Genomic DNA, 17,809 nt, shown 5'->3' with positions numbered 1-17,809 from the left:
CATAGGGCTGGCTCTCCTTACGGGGTGCCAGCCCTTTTCTTTTCTGCTCTGCTTTTCGAATTGAAGGACACTATGAGCCAAGATCGTTATGTCTTTGCCATTGACCTGGCTAGACGCGCGGGTGCGTATGCCCTTGAGTACTTCCGCAAAATTGAAACACTGACCGTTGAGAGCAAAGGCCACCAGGATATGGTGTCCGAAGCCGATAAAGATACCGAAATTCTCGTTCGCGAGGGTATCGCTCTTGAATATCCCGATGACGGCATTGTTGGTGAGGAGTACGATCCAGTCGAAGGCACAAGCGGCTACACTTGGATTATCGACCCGATTGATGGCACCGCTAACTTTGTTGCCGGTATTCCGCAGTGGTGTGTGATCATTGCCTGCGTGAAGGACGGCCACAAAGAGTTCGGCGTTATCTACGACCCATGCGCGGATGAATGCTTTGCGGCGCATGTTGGCTTTGGTGCTGTGCTTAATGGCAAAGCCATTCACGCAAGCAGCAGCGACAGCCTCTCCAGAGGTTCTATCGGTCTTGGCTTCAATGCGCGCGCCCGCAAAGACGGCGTGAAGGAAACCGTGAGCGGTATTTTGGATGCTGGCGGCGTGTTTTTCCGCAACGCTTCCGGTGGCCTCATGCTGGCTTATGCGGCCTCAGGCCGTCTGATTGGTTACGTTGAAGAGCACATGAACGCTTGGGACTGTTTTGCTGGGCTTATCATCGCAGCAGAAGCGGGTGCATTGCATGACCCTGTAGACTGGCAGGAAGGCATTTACCAAGGCGCAAAGATCGTCGTTGGTGGCCCGAATGTTTATCAGGAGATCAAGGCTCTCACGGACAAGACCTACAGGTAAATCTCTGGTAGAAGGGAAGGACATTCCTTCCCGTTCGGCCTTGGCCGGACAACTCCCAAGACCCTAAGGTTTATTATGAGTACGCACGATCCCCGCTTTGACTTTGCAATTGAGCTTGCCAAGAAGGCCGGTGCCTTTGCAAAGGGCTATTTCGAGAACTTCGATCAGCTTCAGATTGAATCCAAGGGGCATCACGATCTGGTGTCGAAAGCTGACCGCGAGACAGAAGATCTCGTGCGTGAGGCAATCGCCAAAGCCTACCCAGAAGACGGTATTCTGGGTGAGGAGCGGGGCCGTGAGGATGGCACCTCCGGTTACCTTTGGGTGATTGACCCGATTGATGGTACAGCAAACTTCGTCTCCGGTATTCCGCAGTGGTGTGTGATCATTGCCTGCGTGAAAGACGGCGATACCCTATTCGGCGTTACCTTCGAGCCATGCCGCGAAGAGTGCTTTACCGCTTACAAAGGGCAGGGCGCATTTCTCAATGGCGAACAGATCAAGGCATCGACTGCTACGGATCTAACGGGCGGCGCTATCGGCATTGGCTTTACCCGTAAGCGCCCTTACATGCAGATGGTAAATGCGGTGCAGGGTATTTTGGAGAACAAAGGTGTGTTCTTCCGCAATGCTTCAGGCGGTCTGTCCCTGTGCTATGTGGCTTCAGGTCGCCTTCTAGGCTTCGTGGAGGGCAATTTGCAGCCTTGGGACTGTCTTGCTGGCCGTCTAGCTATCGAGGAAGCGGGCGGGCGTACAAACCCTGTAGATATGGATGAGATGCTGGAGAGCGGCTACCGCATCGCCGCCTGCGCAAGCGGGGTCTACGATGTGGTGGAAGGCATTAGCGCCAGCGCCTACGTTGACGAATAATAAAAGAAAAAGCCCCGCCTGGGGGAGAGACTTGAAATAATGTTTCAGCAGCAGGCGTGCATCCTTTATTTTATAACTTTTGCTGTTGCTATAAACGAGAGATGATAAACGATGGGTTTTCTAGAAAAAACAAAACTTAGAATTGCGAAATACTATAAGATCTATGTACTTAAAGACCCATTTTTAGTTGCCCATAGACGTTGGAAAAAAGATCGCGGCGACGTAACGTTAAGGTTAGATTACGACTTGAGCAAAGATTCTGTGGTGTTTGACATTGGCGGATATCATGGAGATTTTGCATCGGCAATTTATGAAAGGTATGGCTGCAAAGTCTATGTTTTTGAACCTAGTAAGGCGTTCTATGATCTGTGCGAAAAACGCTTTGAGGAAAATCCAAATATAGTTTGTTTCAACTATGGTCTTTCAGATGCTGATGGAGAGTTTGATCTTTCAGACGAGGGAGATGGGTCTTCCGTAGTAAGCTCTTCCAAGGGCGGGGATGCAGAGAAAGTAAGAGTACGCTCTATATCCTCAGTGTATGAAGAGCTCGGTAGTCCGAAGATTGCATTGATGAAAATAAATATTGAGGGTGGAGAGTATTCATTGCTACCGCAGCTCATTCAGGATGAGATCGTCCCCTCAATAGACCATCTCCAAATACAGTTTCACGAGTTTATTGAAGGTGCGCATAAACTGCGCTCTAGCATTCAGCAGTGTCTCGGTAGAACCCACCGGTGTACTTGGAACTATGAATTTGTATGGGAAAACTGGCAGAGAAATTGTTAGATCTCTCCAAATTGAAAAAGCCCCGCCTGAGAGCGGGGCTTTTTTATTAGCTTGAGACCTGAACAAAGTCGCGGACTTCTCCGCTTGGGTGGTCGTAGAGCTGTCCGTTGTATTCGCTGTTTGCAGCGGCAAAACGCAGGAGCGGCTCGACCAAAGTGTCAGGATGAGCAAGTGTCTGCGGATCTTCACCCGGCATTGCGCGTGCACGCATTGCGGTGCGCAGAGGGCCCGGGTTCACCAGCATGGATTTCACATTGGTTTTACGGGTCTCGTTTACGTAGGTGCGGACCATTGCTTCTAGTGCGGCCTTGGAAATGGAGTATGGACCCCAGTAAGCCTTGCACTTGTGTGCAGCGCCGGAAGACAGGAACACTGCACGGCCAGCATCAGACTGGCGCAGGAGCGGATCCAGAGAACGGATAAGGCGATAATTTGCAGTAACGTTTACCGCGATAACCTCATCAAACTTCTTTGGTTCCACATGACCAATTGGCGATGTCGGGCCAAGAATGCCAGCGTTACCAATGAGGATATCAAGCTTTTTCCAGCGCTCGTAAATTGCAGCGCCAAGACGGTCGATTGCGTCGAAGTCTTTGAGATCAAATGGCACCAGCGTTGCTGATCCCCCAGCCTTTTGAATCTCGTCGTCCAGCTCTTCCAGTCCGCCGACTGTGCGAGCTACAGCGATGATATGCGCGCCCTTAGCAGCAAGCGCCTTCGCCGTGTAATAACCGATGCCACGGGACGCGCCCGTGACAACTGCTACACGACCCTCAAAGGTCTTTTCTGTCATTGTTACCCAACTTCTACGAGACGAGGCTCTTTAGGATTGTCGTCGTCATTGTCGAGATCCGTCAGTGGTGTTGGATAATCGCCGGTGAAGCAATGATCCGTGAACTGCGGGTTCTCGTTATCGCGGCCCTCAAAGCCCATCGCCTGATAGACACCGTCGATGGAGAGGAACGCAAGGGAGTCCGCGCCGATGTATTTGCGCATTCCCTCAAGGTCGTATTTCGCGGCCAGAAGCTTCTCGCGAACAGGCGTATCAATGCCGTAATAGTCGGAGAAGCGGATAGGCGGGCTGGCCAGACGGAAGTGAACTTCTTTTGCACCTGCTTCGCGGATCATCTGAACGATCTTGAGCGAAGTGGTACCACGCACCAAGCTGTCATCCACTAGAACAACGCGTTTGCCTTCAATCTGCGCACGGTTTGCAGAGTGCTTGAGTTTAACGCCCAAGGTTCGGATCTGCTGTGTCGGCTCAATAAAGGTACGGCCTACGTAGTGGTTGCGGATGATGCCCAGCTCAAACGGAATACCGCTTTCTCTTGCATAACCAAGAGCTGCTGGAACGCCGGAATCTGGAACCGGTACAACAACATCTGCTTCAACGTGGGTTTCACGTGCCAGAATGCTGCCGAAAGATTTACGCACGTCATAGACAGAGCGGCCATCCAGTACGGAATCTGGGCGAGAGAAGTAGATGTATTCAAAGATACAAGGGCGTGCAGGGCGCTTGCCAAACGGGAAGAAGCTTTCGATACCGCTTGGAGTACAAACAACCACTTCGCCGTTTTCCACTTCACGAATGAACTTTGCACCGATGATGTCCAGTGCACAGGTTTCGGAAGCGAAGATCGGAGCTCCGTTAAGGTCGCCCAGTACCAGCGGACGGATGCCGTTAGGATCACGTGCGCCGATCAGCTTTTTCTTGGTCAGCGCTACAAGAGCGTAAGCGCCTTCCATCTGGCTGATTGCATCAACAAAACGGTCAACGATCTTTGTTTTGCGGCTGCGTGCTACGAGCTGCAGAACAACTTCGGAATCCGATGTGGACTGACAGATCGCACCGTCTTTGATGAGCTGACGGCGCAGCGTCATAGCATTGGTGAAGTTGCCGTTGTGACAAACTGCGATGCCGCCGCCATCAAGCTCGGCAAACAGAGGCTGTACGTTGCGCAGAGCCGGCTCGCCCGTTGTGGAGTAACGAACGTGGCCTACAGCGTACGCACCGCGCAGCTGCTGCATGGTTTCTTTCTTGGTGAAGTGATCACCAACAAGACCCAAATGACGCTCGGAGCGGAACTGCTGACCGTCAAAGGTAACGATACCAGCGGCTTCCTGACCACGATGCTGGAGAGCGTGCAGGCCCAGGGCTGTCAGGGCTGCTGCATCTTCATGACCGAGAATGCCGAATACACCGCATTCTTCGTGTAGGGTGTCCCCATCCAGATCAAGGTCCAAGGTTTCGTTGTTTACGCCGCTCATGGCGTTCTCCTTGTTGTTCTTGGGTCTTCCGGCAGATGTTGGTCTAGTCATCAGTTGCCGGTGCCAGATTCGCTCAATTGATCAAGGCTCCGTCTTTCCGCTGCGGAATAGTTCGGGGCATCAGACTGGGCATCGCCATTGGCGCCCAACTGTTGTTCGTTGCTACGAATTTGCTGCAGGATCGCCTTACCCGGATCTTCCGGAAGAGCTGCAATAAGCGCGCTGCCAGTGCTGGACAGGAAGTGTCGGGACTTGGCATTAAGCACCCACTGCGGCTGCTGCTGCTCTGGTACAAACCAGTCAAAGAAGAGCAGGGCAACAACGACAAGCAGAAAACCGCGTGCTGCGCCAAATACGAACCCCAAAGAGCGATCCAGCGCGCCGATACGGCTATCAAGAACAAAATCCGAAATCCGCATCGTGATGTAACTGACAATCAGGAGTGTCACCATAAATATGATTGCCACGGAAACGGCCGTGGCAATGGTAGCACTCGAAATATACTCTGAAACAAACGGTGTCAGATTTCCGTAAAAAGAATAGGCTGCAAACGCTGCTGCAAACCACGATACAATGGATAGCACCTCGCGCACAAAGCCGCGAATCATCGCGAGTATTGCCGAGATGAACATGATGACGAGCAAAATACCGTCAAGTAGTGTGATCGGCATAGATCGACACAGCCCCTTATGTTTGTCGGCCCTACCTTAAATTCAAGGCCAAAGATCCAATTTTTACAGTACACGCATACACGAGGGAAAGCCTAGGCTTTCCTAGGAACCGGAGGCGACGGTGGCAACCAGTTCGCCCAGTTCATCAAGGCCACGGACTTTGTCCAGACCGTTGTTTGCGTCCTTCTGGTTGGCCCCGGAAATAACCGCTTGACCAAAGCCAAGTTTGCGAGCCTCTTTTAACCGAGAATTGGCCTGAGCAACAGGGCGAACGCCGCCCGATAGACTCACTTCGCCGAAATAAACACAATCCATTGGCAGGGCAACCCCGCTCAGAGAGGATATCAGCGCTGCCGCAACGGCCAAGTCCGCTGCCGGTTCGTTAATACGTAGACCGCCTGCAACGTTGAGATAAACATCGTGCTGCGAGAACTTCACGCCGCAGCGCGCTTCCAGCACAGCCAAGATCATGGAAAGGCGTGCTGTATCCCAGCCGATCACCGCGCGGCGTGGTGTGCCGAGTGAAGACGGGGCAACAAGTGCCTGAATTTCCACCAGAAGCGGGCGGGTGCCTTCAAGTCCTGCAAAAACGGCTGCACCCGGTGTGTTGGCGTTTCGCTCACCCAAAAACAGGCTGGACGGGTTGGCGACTTCTTTCAGACCCATATCGGTCATTTCAAAAACGCCGATTTCATCCGTTGCGCCGAAGCGGTTTTTCACGCCGCGCAGGATGCGGTACTGGTGTGCGCCATCGCCCTCGAAGTAGAGAACGGCATCGACCATATGCTCTACAACGCGCGGGCCTGCGATCTGTCCATCCTTGGTAACGTGACCGACGATAACAACAGTGCAGCCGGACTTTTTGGCATAGCGAACGAGCGCCTGAGCCGATGCGCGCACCTGTGTAACAGTGCCAGGAGGAGAATCAGCCTGCTCTGTCCAGAGTGTCTGAATGGAATCGATGATGACAAGCGCCGGGTTTTTTTCTGATTGCAGTGTTGCGATGATATCTTCAACGCTGGTTTCAGCTGCAAGAGCGACAGGAGAAGCGGAAAGGCCCAAACGCTCAGAGCGCAGGCGTACCTGATCAACGGCTTCCTCACCTGAGATGTAAACGATCTTGTGGCCTTGATTGGCCAGCACCGCACTTGCCTGAATGAGAAGAGTGGACTTGCCGATTCCCGGATCGCCGCCCACCAGAATAGCCGAGCCCTTTACAAAGCCGCCGCCGGTTACCCGGTCCAGCTCCTGTACACCGGTAACGATGCGTGGGGCTTCCTTACTTTCACCCGAAAGGCCGACCAAAGGGAAAACTCTACCTTTGGCAGAGCGAGCGGCAGCTGGGCCACCACCAACGCCGGATGCTGGGCGCTCTTCTTGAATTGAATTCCATTCGCCGCACGATTCGCAGCGACCCGCCCATTTAGGCGTGATTGCTCCGCAGCTTTGACAGACGAAAGAGATAGAGCGCTTTGCCATTATGCCATTGCTTCTGGTTGGTTAGAGCCGTCGCTATAAACGCGGTGATAGCGTCTGCCTAACCCAGTCAAAAGCTCATAGGAAATGGTATGGGCATGTTTTGCAAGGTCATCCACGAGAACATTGTCTCCAAGCACTTCTACGAGGGTGCCACGGCGCACAAGGTCCTCCGGTACGTGGGTAACGTCGAGGGCGATGAGGTCCATAGATACGCGGCCTGCAAGGGGAACGAAGTGACCACCCACGAAGAAATGAGCGCCGTCTTTTTCATCGCTGGAGCCCGCCAGACGATGAAGACCGTCTGCGTAACCCGCGCTGATAACTGCAATGCGGCTGCGCTTTGTTGCGGTTAAGCTGGCGCTATAGCCGATGCCGTGGCCTTCCTCTACCCAGCGAACCTGAACAACCTCTGCATGGATGCTGGCAACAGCCTGCATCGGGTTTTCGCGCTCTGGAATCGGGTTGCCGCCGTAAACAGCGATGCCCGGACGAGCAATATCCATGTGGTACTCTTCGCCAAGGAACACGCCAGCCGAATTGGCCATAGAGGCTGGAACACCCGGAAAGAAACCACGCATTTTCTTAAAGCGCTCAAGCTGCAGCGCATTGAGCGGATGGGTTGGCTCATCCGCGCAGGAAAGGTGGGTCATCAGTAGGGAGAGGAACGGCTTAACATCCTCAAAGCGCTTCGTACCCAGCTCTTCGGCTTCATCCAGTGTGAGGCCAAGGCGGTTCATACCAGTGTCGATGTGAATGGCGGCAGGTAGCGCGGTCTCGCGGCCAAGGTTGAATAGGCGCCACTCCTCAATTTCTTCCAAGGAATTGAGGACAGGGCGCAGGCCATGCAGTTCATAGGTGCCAGCGCGGCCATGGAACAGCCCGCCCAGAATATAGATTTCTGCATCCGGACAGACTTCACGAACAGTGATGCCCTCGCTTGGAATTGCAGTGAAGAATGTGCGGGCGCCAGCATCGTAGAGCGCTTTTGCGGTGATCGCTGCTCCGGTGCCGTAGGCATCTGCTTTTACTACAGCGGCGCAGCGAGCCTTTGGCGCGGTCATATCTGCCAGTTTGCGCCAGTTGGCGCATACACGGTCGAGGTGGATGGTTAGTTTAGCGCCGCAAAAGGCAGGCGCGGAAAGCAGCTTTTCAACCAAGGGAATAACCCGCAAATCTAGTAGAACTTAGCGTTAGTTTAATGTGTATCGGTGCCAACAAAAAGCCCGACCTCAGATTGCGCTGTGGGCCGGGCTTAATATGTACAGAGAAATCTGCAACTTACATGTGGTGTCCGCTGAGATGTGTTTCATCCATCAAGTCGGAGAAGCGGGTGAATTCGCCCTGGAACTGTAGTTCCACGATACCGGTAGGGCCGTGACGCTGCTTACCGATGATAACTTCGGCCTTGCCGCGTACGCGCTCCATTTCCGTGTTCCACGTTTCGTATTCTGGTGTACCTTCCGGCGGCTCTTTTTTGCCCATATAGTACTCTTCGCGGTAAACGAAGAGGATGACGTCCGCGTCCTGCTCGATGGAGCCCGATTCACGAAGGTCAGACATCTGAGGGCGCTTGTCGTCACGGTTTTCAACCTGACGGGAGAGCTGGGACAACGCGATAATCGGCGTGTTCAGTTCTTTTGCCAGCGCTTTGAGGCCGGTGGTGATTTCGGTAATTTCCTGCACGCGGTTACCGGAGTTCTTGGAGGAACCGGTAAGGAGCTGGATATAGTCCACTACGATAAGGTCGAGACCCTTTTGTCTCTTCAGGCGGCGTGCCTTGGAGACGAGAGAGGCGATGGAGATACCACCGGTCTGATCCACGTGTAGTGGCACATGCTGCATGTGCTGGGTCGCAGCCACGAGTTTTTCAAAGTCTGCCTCGTTGATATCGCCGCGGCGAATCTTGGAGGAAGAAATCTCGGTCTGCTCGGAAATGATACGAGTTGCGAGCTGCTCGGCGCTCATTTCGAGAGAGAAGAAGCCTACAACGCCGCCATTGACGGTTTTCATAGAGCCGTCTGGCTGTTCTTCTGCCTGAAATGCCTGAGCAACGTTATAGGCAATGTTGGTCACGAGCGAGGTTTTACCCATCGCCGGACGACCTGCCAGAACGATCAAGTCAGACTGCTGCAGACCACCCATCAGGCGGTCCAGATCACGCAGGCCGGTAGAGATACCGGAAAGGGAGCCTTCACGCTGGAAAGCCGCTGCCGCCATTTCGATGGTCTGAGTCAGCGCAGAGCCAAAATCCTGAAAACCACCGTCTGAGCGGCCGGTCTCGGCCAGTTCGAACAGGGCGCGCTCGGCATCGTCGATCTGATGGTTCGGCGTTTTGTCAATTGGCGCGTCGAATGCGGTGTTGACGATATCCTCACCAATGCGGATCAGCGAGCGGCGCTGCGCAAGGTCGTAAATGGTCTGGCCGTAGTCTTCCGCGTTGATGATAGAGGCCGCGTCAGCTGCAAGGCGCAGGAGGTACTGCGTTGCGCTAAGGTCCGCGATCTTCTCGTCAGCAGGGAAGAAGGTTTTTACGGTGATAGGAGAAGCGATCTTGCCTGCTTTGATGAGCGCGGCGCACTTCTCGTAAATTTCTTTGTGGGGCTGCAGGAAAAAGTGGAGAGGTTCCAGAAACTCGGAAACACGATAGTAGGTTTCGTTGTTGACTAGAATCGCACCCAGCAACTGACGCTCTGCCTCTGCGTTGTGTGGAACAACGCGCGCGTTTTCTGCTGCTGTTTCGACCTTGTGAAGTTTGCCTTGCATCCTAATCCTCTCGCCGCTCGCCATCTTGGTTACTCTTTTGCGAAAGGTGAGGGAAGACACCCCTCGAGACATAAATACAGTTCTTTAACAGTTTAAGATCAGCGGGGAAAATCATGGGTTGCCAATTGACAAGGCGAGCGCGTGATACGTGCGAGCCTCACTAGTATTTCATAGTTGAAGGATTTGCGGACGTATATGAAACAAGCGCTTAGCCAGCGTTTTTTCTTATTGTTCTCTTTGGGAGGGTACTGAGAATCTTGAGGGGGGAGAAAAAAAGCGAGCCTCGAAAAACGAGGCCCGCCTCTTAACTTGGTGCAAGGAGCACGCAAGGATAAGCTGATGCTTATTCCTGCTCTTCTGCTTCCTCTTCAGAAACTTCAGCTTCTTCGCCTTCAGCTTCGTCTTCCAGGTCTTCTTCGAATTCGAACTCGTCCTGCTCGGTGACGGTGAGGTCTTCACCAGCAGCCTGACGGTTAGCTTCGTCAGTGGAACGAGCAACGTTCACTGCGATAACTGCGTCTACTTCTGGGTGCAGGGAGATTACAACTTCGTGCAGACCAATGGTCTTGATTGGTGCGCGCAGGGAAACCTGGGAGCGAACAACGTCGAACTTGTCGCCGTCAACAACGCCTTCACCAAGCTGAGTTGCGATATCGCGGGTAGCAACGGAACCGTAAAGCTGACCGGTTTCACCAGCAGCGCGGATAACGATGATGGATTTGCCGTTGAGCTTTTCAGCTACTGCTTCAGCTTCTGCCTTACGCTCAAGGTTACGAGCTTCCAGCTGAGCGCGTTCGTTTTCGAAGCGAGCCAGGTTAGCTTTGTTTGCGCGAAGAGCTTTGCCCTGTGGCAGAAGGTAGTTACGTGCATAACCGTCGCGTACGCGAACGGTGTCGCCCATCTGGCCGAGCTTAGCTACGCGTTCAAGAAGAATAATGTCCATTGGGATATTCCTTTGATAGCTGTCCTGCGATCAAATCGCAGTTAGATGACGGTGTACCCCGCCGACATCAACCGGGGCCCTGCTGAGCGCAGGGAAAAAGTGCGGGGCAAGCCCCGCACTAAGTTCCAAGTAATCTTACTTGATTACGAATGGAAGCAGGCCGAGGAAACGAGCGCGCTTAATTGCACGAGCGAGTTCACGCTGCTTTTTCGCAGAAACCGCAGTAATACGGGAAGGAACGATCTTGCCGCGTTCAGAAATGTAACGCTGCAGAAGACGGATGTCCTTGTAGTCGATCTTTGGAGCATTCGCGCCAGAGAAAGGGCAGGTCTTGCGACGACGGAAGAATGGGCGACGTGCGCCGGAAGATGCTTCAGTCATTTTCGATTACTCCGCTGCTGCTTCGTTGCGACGTGGACCACGTGGGCCAGTCGGACGGTCACCACGACGACGGTCGTCACGATCACGCTTCTGCATCATTACAGACTGTTCTTCGTCGAGTTCTTCAACACGAACGGTCATAACGCGCAGAATGTCTTCGTTCAGGCCTTCAAGACGTTCCATTTCAGCTACTGCTGCGTGTGGAGCGTCAAGGTTCATCAGAACGTAGTGTGCTTTGCGGTTTTTGTTGACGCGGTATGCGAGAGTGCGCAGACCCCAAAATTCAACTTTACCAACCTTACCTTCGCCAGCTTCGATTACAGCTTTGAACTGTTCGACGAGGGCTTCAACCTGCTGGGTAGAAATGTCCTGGCGAGCCAGGATCACGTGCTCATAGAGCGCCATCTGTTTAGCCTTTCTGCTTTCTGGTTAACCGGTCTCGGCGCAAAGCCCCTTCGAGCCTTCGTTTTGAAGTGAAAGGCGAGAAGATATCTTCGAGAGCGGGGACACGGGAAGGCGGATATCTTTCGATTCCTTAGCGTAAAACGCTATCTTCCGTTCAGCCCCCGGCCAGACACCGGTAACGGGATGGCTTTATATATAAACCGGCCCACAATACAAGAGCTTCTGTTCAAAAAGCCGTTTTTTTACCCCTCAGCCTTGACAGAAAGGGGGCTTGGGGGTCTTGTCCGCTTTTATTGGCAGACCGTTTCTTGAGAAACCCTAGGGTTTTCAAGGTGGCGGGTACGGGCTTCTCTGCGGCAGTACCGGCTAAAGGCCTCCATATAACAAAAACAGTTTCATTTAGAATGGAGCATGAAAGCAATGACTATAGCCTTCACATTCCCTGGTCAGGGAAGTCAGGCCGTTGGTATGGGCAAGAACCTTGCTGATACCTTTCCTGAAGCGAAAGCCGTATTCGACGAAGTAGACGCCGCTCTGGGGCAGGCGCTCTCTAAGATTATGTGGGAAGGTCCAGCCGACGAGCTGACCCTTACGTCCAACGCCCAGCCAGCGCTTATGGCGGTTAGCCTTGCAACCTTGCGCGTGCTGGAAGCAAAAGGCGTTGATCTGAAATCTGCAGTTTCTTTCGTGGCAGGTCACTCTTTGGGTGAGTACTCCGCGCTCGCTGCTGCCGGTAGCCTTTCCATTTCCGACGCTGCCCGTCTGCTGCGCACTCGTGGTGATGCTATGCAGAAGGCTGTTCCAGTCGGTGAGGGCGCTATGGCAGCTCTTCTGGGTCTGGACTTCGAGCAGGCTAAGGAAATCGCTGAAGAGGCTGCACAGGGTGAAGTCTGTCAGGCTGCAAACGATAACGCTCCTGGTCAGGTTGTTGTATCCGGCCATAAAGCAGCTGTTGAGCGTGCTTGTGAGATCGCAAAAAGCAAAGGCGCACGCCGCGCTGTTCTGCTGCCAGTATCTGCTCCGTTCCATTGCGCACTGATGGCACCTGCTGCAGACGTGATGGCTGAGGCTCTTGCAAACGTAGAAATCAACGCACCAAAGGTGCCGCTGGTTGCTAACGTTCTGGCTGCTCCTATCACAGACCCTGCCGAAATCCGCGCTCGCTTGGTCGAGCAGGTTACAGGCACTGTTCGCTGGCGCGAATCCGTTCAGTGGATGGCTGAAAACGGCGTAACCACATTTGTGGAAGTCGGCACAGGCAAAGTGCTCACCGGCATGGTGAAACGTATTGCTGCTGGCGCAGAAGGTGTTGCGATCAACACTGCCGAAGATATTGATGCTCTTGTTGCTCGCTTGAACGGCTAATGGCCGAACGCTGACTACAAGAACTCATTTTCAAGATTTTAGCCGAGGAGATACGGCATGTTTGATTTAACGAATAAGCGCGCGCTTGTAACCGGCGCTACCGGCGGTATTGGCGAAGGTATTGCCCGCGCACTGCACGCACAGGGCGCTGTTGTAACCCTTTCCGGTACCCGCGAAGCAAAGCTTGAAGAGCTGGCTGCTTCTCTTGGTGATCGCGTATTCATTCAGGCTGCAAACCTTTCTGACCGCGATAGCGTTGATGCGCTTGTTCCTGCTGCCGAAGAAAAAATGGGCGGTCTGGACATTCTGGTAAACAACGCTGGTATTACCCGCGACAACATCTTCATGCGTATGAAAGACGACGAGTGGGATAGCGTTCTGGAAGTGAACCTGTCTTCTACCTTCCGTCTGTGCCGCGCAGCGATCAAGGGCATGATGAAGCGTCGTTCTGGCCGCATCATCGGTATCACTTCTGTTGTGGGTGTGACCGGTAACCCAGGTCAGGTGAACTACTCCGCAGCTAAGGCTGGCATGATCGGCATGTCCAAGTCTCTGGCTCGCGAAGTTGCAAGCCGCAACATCACCGTCAACACCATTGCGCCGGGCTTCATTGCCACCGCGATGACTGACGAGCTGAACGACAAACAGCGCGAATCGATCCTTACCTCCGTACCGGCCGGTCGTCTCGGTTCTGTTGAAGACATTGCTGCAGCTGCTGTGTACCTTGCAAGTGACGAGGGTGGTTATGTGACCGGCCAGACACTGCACGTTAACGGCGGCATGGCAATGATCTGATAGGTACCTATTTAAAAAAGGTACATGGACGCTGCGTTTACGCAGACTGTAACGGCGCGCTGGTCAAAACTTGTAAAGTGTGATAGGAGCGCCGTTCAGAATTAGAATTCGGGCTTTTGTGGCACGAAACATACGTTTCTTTTGGAAGTTGTCTGCCATGAGGGCGGATAATGCTTTTCAAAAGCGCGAGAGTGTGTCACAGGGGACCAGATTTTTGGATTTGGCCTATACAAAGGGCTGAAACAGACACCTTAAAAACAACTGAGGACTTAAAATGAGCAATGTAGCCGAACAGGTAAAGAAGATCGTTGTCGAACACCTGGGCGTGGAAGCTGACAAGGTCACTGAATCTGCAAGCTTCATCGACGATCTGGGCGCAGACAGCTTGGACACCGTTGAGCTGGTTATGGCTTTTGAAGAAGCTTTCGGCGTTGAGATTCCTGATGATGCAGCAGAAACCATCCAGACTGTTGGTGACGCTGTAAGCTTCATCGAATCCAAAGCCAACTAATTTATTGGCTAATGGCTTTTCGCGGTGGGTGGTATCATCTGCCGCGATTTCCTTTTAAGATCGCTGATAAGCAGAGCGCTGTTCCTTGCGCTCAAAACAGAAGTGAAGGTCAATGCGTCGAGTCGTTGTTACCGGTATTGGAATGGTAAGCCCTCTGGGCTGTGGGGCGGAAATCTCCTGGGAGCGGATTCTAAAGGGCGAAAGTGGTGCCCGTAAGGTTGAGAAATTCGAGACCGATGATCTGCAGACCAAAATTGCCTGCCAGATCCCGTTTGGCGATGGCACCGATGGTACCTTCAATCCTAATGACTGGATGGAGCCGAAAGAGCAGCGCAAAGTAGACGAGTTCATCGTTTTTGCTATTGCTGCAGCTGATCAGGCTCTTGCTGATGCTAACTGGAAACCAGAAAGCACCGAAGACCAGAACCGTACCGGCGTTCTGATCGGCTCCGGCATTGGTGGCTTCCAGGGTATCGCTGATACTGCTATTCTTCTTAATGAGAAGGGCCCGCGCCGCGTTAGCCCGTTCTTCATTCCTGGCCGTCTTATCAACCTGGCAAGTGGTTATGTTTCCATTCGTCATGGCTTGAAAGGCCCTAACCACTCTGTAGTAACCGCATGCTCCACCGGCGCTCACGCCATTGGTGATGCTGCTCGCCTTGTTGCGTATGGCGACGCTGACGTGATGGTTGCAGGTGGTACTGAATCCCCAATCTGCCGTCTTGGTATTGCAGGCTTTAACGCTTGCCGTGCTCTTTCCACCGGCTACAACGATGAACCTGAAAAGGCTTCCCGTCCTTATGACAAGGATCGTGACGGCTTCGTCATGGGTGAAGGCTCAGGTATCGTTGTTCTGGAAGAATACGAGCACGCTGTAGCACGCGGCGCAAAAATCTATGCTGAAGTGGTTGGCTACGGCCTTTCCGGCGATGCGTACCACATCACTTCCCCATCTCCGGATGGTGACGGCGGTTACCGCTGCATGGAAGCTGCACTGAAGCGTGCAGGCCTGACCATGGCTGACGTGGACTATGTAAACGCTCACGGTACTTCCACTCCGCTCGGCGATGAAATCGAGCTGGGTGCAGTTGCTCGCCTTGCAGGCGATGCTGCCAAGAACCTGACTATGTCTTCCACCAAGTCCAGCGTTGGTCACCTTCTGGGTGCAGCAGGCGCGGTAGAAGCTATCTTCTCTGTTCTGGCAATCCGTGACGGTATCGCGCCTCCTACGCTGAACCTCGACAATCCATCGGTTGAAACCGAGATTGATCTGGTTCCGCACAAGGCTAAGAAAATGGAGATCAACGTTGCTCTTTCCAACTCCTTCGGTTTTGGTGGCACCAACGCTTCTCTCGTTTTCAAAAAAGTTGAAGCTTGATCCCGAGCTGATCCTTTGATTTTTTTAGAGGCCAGAAGTCGCTGCCGCGGCCTCTGGCTTACTTTTTTTTAGGAATGGATATGACCCAATCATCTGGTTCCGAGGATAATTCGCCTAGTGGCAACACTAGTGAAACCGAAGCATCCAATGTAATTGGCAAGTCGCGGATCAATCCTAAAAGCCCTAGTCAGGCCATTCAGCCTGAGCAGGCTCCTCCGCCGCCAAAGCGTTCGCGCCATGCGCGCAATCCTATTGTTCTCGTTATCAATTTCTTCCTTACAATCACAGTTCTTGCTGCCCTTGCTGCAGGGGGTGCCCTTTATTGGGGTAAGGCTCGCTTTGAAGAGCCAGGACCTTTGAAGCAAGAAGCGACGGTTGTCATTCCAAACGGATCTTCCCTTGCAACGATCTCTGACCGGTTGATTGACGCCGGTGTGATCGACAATACCTTCGTGTTTGAAGGTGCAGTGCGCGTTTACAAGAACCAGAACAAGATGAAGGCGGGTGAATACGCTTTTGCCGCTGGTTCTTCCATGCGCGAAGTGATGAATGATCTCGTTTCCGGCCGCGCTGTGTTCCACTCCGTAACCTTCCCAGAAGGTTGGACGAGTGCGCAGATCGTGGACCGCCTTAACAAGAACGAAGTTCTGCTTGGCGAAATTAGCGCAATTCCGGTTGAAGGCAGCTTGATGCCAGAGACTTACTCATTCACGCGCGGCACAACCCGCCAGAAAATTCTGGATGAGATGGGCGCGGCTATGAGTAAGAACCTTGAGCGTGTTTGGCGCGGCAGAACGCAGGATCTTCCGATTAATAGTCCTGAGGAATTGGTCATTCTGGCTTCTATCGTTGAGAAAGAAACCAGCAAGGCTGACGAGCGCAATCGTGTTGCGGGCGTATTTGTAAACCGCCTCAACAAGGGTATGAAGCTGCAGTCTGACCCGACCATTCTTTATGGCCTCTATGGCAGTGATGCATGGCTTAAGGATCGCTCTGGCATTACCCGCAGCGAACTTAACCAGAAGAACCCTTACAACACCTACCAGATCAAGGCTCTGCCTCCGGGACCGATTGGTAACCCGGGCGTAGCGGCGCTGGAAGCTGTTGCAAATCCTTCACGGACTAAAGACCTTTACTTTGTGGCCGATGGCACAGGTGGTCACGCTTTTGCAGAAACCTACAAGCAGCATCAGAACAATGTTGCCAAGTGGCGTAAGATCGAGCGTGAAATTCGTGCCAAGCAGGCAGAAAAAGCAAAGTCCAACTAGGTTTGGCACTATGATGACAAGGGAGGGGTAACCCTCCCTTTCTCGCATCAACAGGCTGGCTAATACTCATAGAAGTCAGCGACTTTCCGTGATCTGAAAGGGTGCGGAACCTTTAGAAAGGCATCGATCCATGGCTCTTGCCAGCATGACAGGTTTTGCCCGTAGCGAGGGTGAATACAAGCAAACCCGCTGGGTATGGGAACTGCGCTCGGTAAACGGCAAAGGTCTTGATGTAAGAATGCGTCTGCCGCAGGGCTTTGACGCGTTGGAAGTGCAAGCGCGGGCGTTGTTTAGCAAGGCCTTCAAGCGCGGCAATATCACTGCAAACCTGCAGATTCAGCGAGAGCAGGGCGATAACACGCTCGCTATCAATGAAGAAGCGCTGGATCAGGTTTTGAAGGCTGTTGAGCTTCTAAAGGCTCGCATGCCGGACGCAAGCGCTCCAAGTATTGACGGCATTCTGGCTCACAAGGGTGTGTTGGAGCTAAAAGAGCCTGAGGAGAGCGAAGAAGACAAGACCCGCATCGCTGAAGGTATTCTGGCAAGCTTGTCTGATGCAGTTGATGGGTTACAGGCTATGCGCCAGACCGAAGGTGCTGCTGTGGGCGGTCTATTGATCTCTCAGGTAGACGAAATTGCTCGTTTGACCAAACAGGCTGAAGAGTTACCATCTCGACAGACAGATGTCATTCGTGCCCGTTTGGCCAAACAAATTGAAGAGCTTCTTGAAGCGTCCAGCAAACTCGATGAGCAGCGTCTTCATCAGGAAGCTGCTTTGCTTGCAACAAAAGCTGACGTGCGCGAAGAGATTGACCGCTTGATTGCCCACGTTGCAGCTGTGCGGGAGTTGGCGCAGGCGGGCGGTCCTATTGGTCGACGTCTTGACTTTTTGGCTCAGGAGTTTAACCGCGAGGCCAACACACTGTGCTCCAAGTCAAACTCTGTGGAACTGACCACGATTGGCCTTGAGCTTAAAACCGTTATCGACCAGATGCGTGAGCAAATCCAGAATCTGGAATAATTTAGACGTTTAAAGCAAGAACAAAAGAGGGCGCTAAGCCCGTTAGAATT

The 17,809-nt window shown here is 53.1% G+C and carries 18 protein-coding genes; 9 read left to right on the top strand and 9 right to left on the bottom strand.

Going from position 1 to position 17,809, the window contains the following annotated elements:
• Positions 1 to 72: 72 nt before the first annotated feature.
• The 3 genes from E1162_RS10290 to E1162_RS10280 all read left to right on the top strand — a co-directional run bounded on the left by E1162_RS10290 (position 73) and on the right by E1162_RS10280 (position 2,511).
• Positions 73 to 855 carry an inositol monophosphatase family protein gene (locus E1162_RS10290; RefSeq protein ID WP_155130345.1) on the top strand — a complete coding sequence of 261 codons (783 nt, stop codon included), beginning with the start codon at positions 73 to 75 and terminating at the stop codon, positions 853 to 855.
• 75 nt (positions 856 to 930) lie between these two features.
• Complete coding sequence (locus tag E1162_RS10285) at positions 931 to 1,725, top strand: inositol monophosphatase family protein (protein WP_155130343.1); 795 nt, start codon at positions 931 to 933, stop codon at positions 1,723 to 1,725.
• A 111-nt stretch (positions 1,726 to 1,836) separates the two neighbouring features.
• Positions 1,837 to 2,511: an FkbM family methyltransferase gene (locus E1162_RS10280; RefSeq protein WP_155130341.1), complete on the top strand. Its 675-nt coding sequence runs from the start codon at positions 1,837 to 1,839 to the stop codon at positions 2,509 to 2,511.
• Positions 2,512 to 2,557: 46 nt separating this feature from the next.
• Here the strand turns inward: E1162_RS10280 and E1162_RS10275 are convergent, their stop codons facing one another.
• The 9 genes from E1162_RS10275 to rpsF form a co-directional block, all read right to left on the bottom strand.
• Entirely contained in the window at positions 2,558 to 3,304 is a 747-nt protein-coding gene (locus E1162_RS10275) for an SDR family NAD(P)-dependent oxidoreductase (protein ID WP_155130339.1), read from the bottom strand.
• Positions 3,305 to 3,306: 2 nt separating this feature from the next.
• Entirely contained in the window at positions 3,307 to 4,779 is a 1,473-nt protein-coding gene (gene purF / locus E1162_RS10270; protein ID WP_155130337.1) for an amidophosphoribosyltransferase, read from the bottom strand.
• 50 nt (positions 4,780 to 4,829) lie between these two features.
• Complete coding sequence (locus E1162_RS10265; protein ID WP_155130336.1) at positions 4,830 to 5,450, bottom strand: CvpA family protein; 621 nt, start codon at positions 5,448 to 5,450, stop codon at positions 4,830 to 4,832.
• A 102-nt stretch (positions 5,451 to 5,552) separates the two neighbouring features.
• On the bottom strand, positions 5,553 to 6,929 hold the full coding sequence (gene radA / locus E1162_RS10260; protein WP_155130334.1) for a DNA repair protein RadA: 1,377 nt from the start codon (positions 6,927 to 6,929) through the stop codon (positions 5,553 to 5,555).
• Entirely contained in the window at positions 6,929 to 8,086 is a 1,158-nt protein-coding gene (gene alr / locus E1162_RS10255) for an alanine racemase (protein ID WP_257098894.1), read from the bottom strand. Before alr ends, radA begins: the two co-directional genes overlap by 1 nt.
• A gap of 121 nt (positions 8,087 to 8,207) precedes the next feature.
• The gene (locus tag E1162_RS10250) at positions 8,208 to 9,692 is read right to left on the bottom strand and encodes a replicative DNA helicase (RefSeq protein WP_155130332.1); all 1,485 of its coding nucleotides are present in this window, start codon (positions 9,690 to 9,692) and stop codon (positions 8,208 to 8,210) included.
• Between the two features lie 343 nt (positions 9,693 to 10,035).
• Positions 10,036 to 10,635, bottom strand: a complete 600-nt coding sequence (gene rplI / locus E1162_RS10245) for a 50S ribosomal protein L9 (protein ID WP_155130330.1) — start codon at positions 10,633 to 10,635, stop codon at positions 10,036 to 10,038.
• A gap of 135 nt (positions 10,636 to 10,770) precedes the next feature.
• The gene (rpsR, locus tag E1162_RS10240; RefSeq protein ID WP_155130328.1) at positions 10,771 to 11,016 is read right to left on the bottom strand and encodes a 30S ribosomal protein S18; all 246 of its coding nucleotides are present in this window, start codon (positions 11,014 to 11,016) and stop codon (positions 10,771 to 10,773) included.
• A 6-nt stretch (positions 11,017 to 11,022) separates the two neighbouring features.
• The gene (rpsF, locus tag E1162_RS10235) at positions 11,023 to 11,421 is read right to left on the bottom strand and encodes a 30S ribosomal protein S6 (protein ID WP_155130326.1); all 399 of its coding nucleotides are present in this window, start codon (positions 11,419 to 11,421) and stop codon (positions 11,023 to 11,025) included.
• Positions 11,422 to 11,841: 420 nt separating this feature from the next.
• On the opposite strand from rpsF, the gene fabD reads away from it, so the two are divergent.
• The 6 genes from fabD (at position 11,842) to E1162_RS10205 (ending at position 17,759) form a co-directional block, all read left to right on the top strand.
• A complete protein-coding gene (gene fabD / locus E1162_RS10230) occupies positions 11,842 to 12,786 on the top strand; it encodes an ACP S-malonyltransferase (protein WP_155130324.1) in 945 nt (314 codons plus the stop codon).
• 57 nt (positions 12,787 to 12,843) lie between these two features.
• The gene (gene fabG, locus E1162_RS10225) at positions 12,844 to 13,581 is read left to right on the top strand and encodes a 3-oxoacyl-[acyl-carrier-protein] reductase (protein WP_155130322.1); all 738 of its coding nucleotides are present in this window, start codon (positions 12,844 to 12,846) and stop codon (positions 13,579 to 13,581) included.
• A gap of 274 nt (positions 13,582 to 13,855) precedes the next feature.
• The gene (locus E1162_RS10220) at positions 13,856 to 14,092 is read left to right on the top strand and encodes an acyl carrier protein (RefSeq protein ID WP_155130321.1); all 237 of its coding nucleotides are present in this window, start codon (positions 13,856 to 13,858) and stop codon (positions 14,090 to 14,092) included.
• A gap of 112 nt (positions 14,093 to 14,204) precedes the next feature.
• Complete coding sequence (fabF, locus tag E1162_RS10215; protein ID WP_155130319.1) at positions 14,205 to 15,470, top strand: beta-ketoacyl-ACP synthase II; 1,266 nt, start codon at positions 14,205 to 14,207, stop codon at positions 15,468 to 15,470.
• A gap of 80 nt (positions 15,471 to 15,550) precedes the next feature.
• Positions 15,551 to 16,738 (top strand): endolytic transglycosylase MltG, encoded by a 1,188-nt coding sequence (gene mltG / locus E1162_RS10210; protein WP_155130317.1) that lies wholly within the window; start codon positions 15,551 to 15,553, stop codon positions 16,736 to 16,738.
• Between the two features lie 130 nt (positions 16,739 to 16,868).
• On the top strand, positions 16,869 to 17,759 hold the full coding sequence (locus E1162_RS10205; protein ID WP_155130315.1) for a YicC/YloC family endoribonuclease: 891 nt from the start codon (positions 16,869 to 16,871) through the stop codon (positions 17,757 to 17,759).
• Positions 17,760 to 17,809 lie beyond the last annotated feature (50 nt).

Origin of the sequence: Pseudovibrio flavus (genome assembly GCF_009711345.1) — a bacterium.
GTDB classification, from domain to species: domain Bacteria; phylum Pseudomonadota; class Alphaproteobacteria; order Rhizobiales; family Stappiaceae; genus Pseudovibrio; species Pseudovibrio flavus.
The sequence above is the reverse complement of the archived record's forward strand: the minus strand, read 5'-3'. Positions and strand labels throughout refer to the sequence as shown.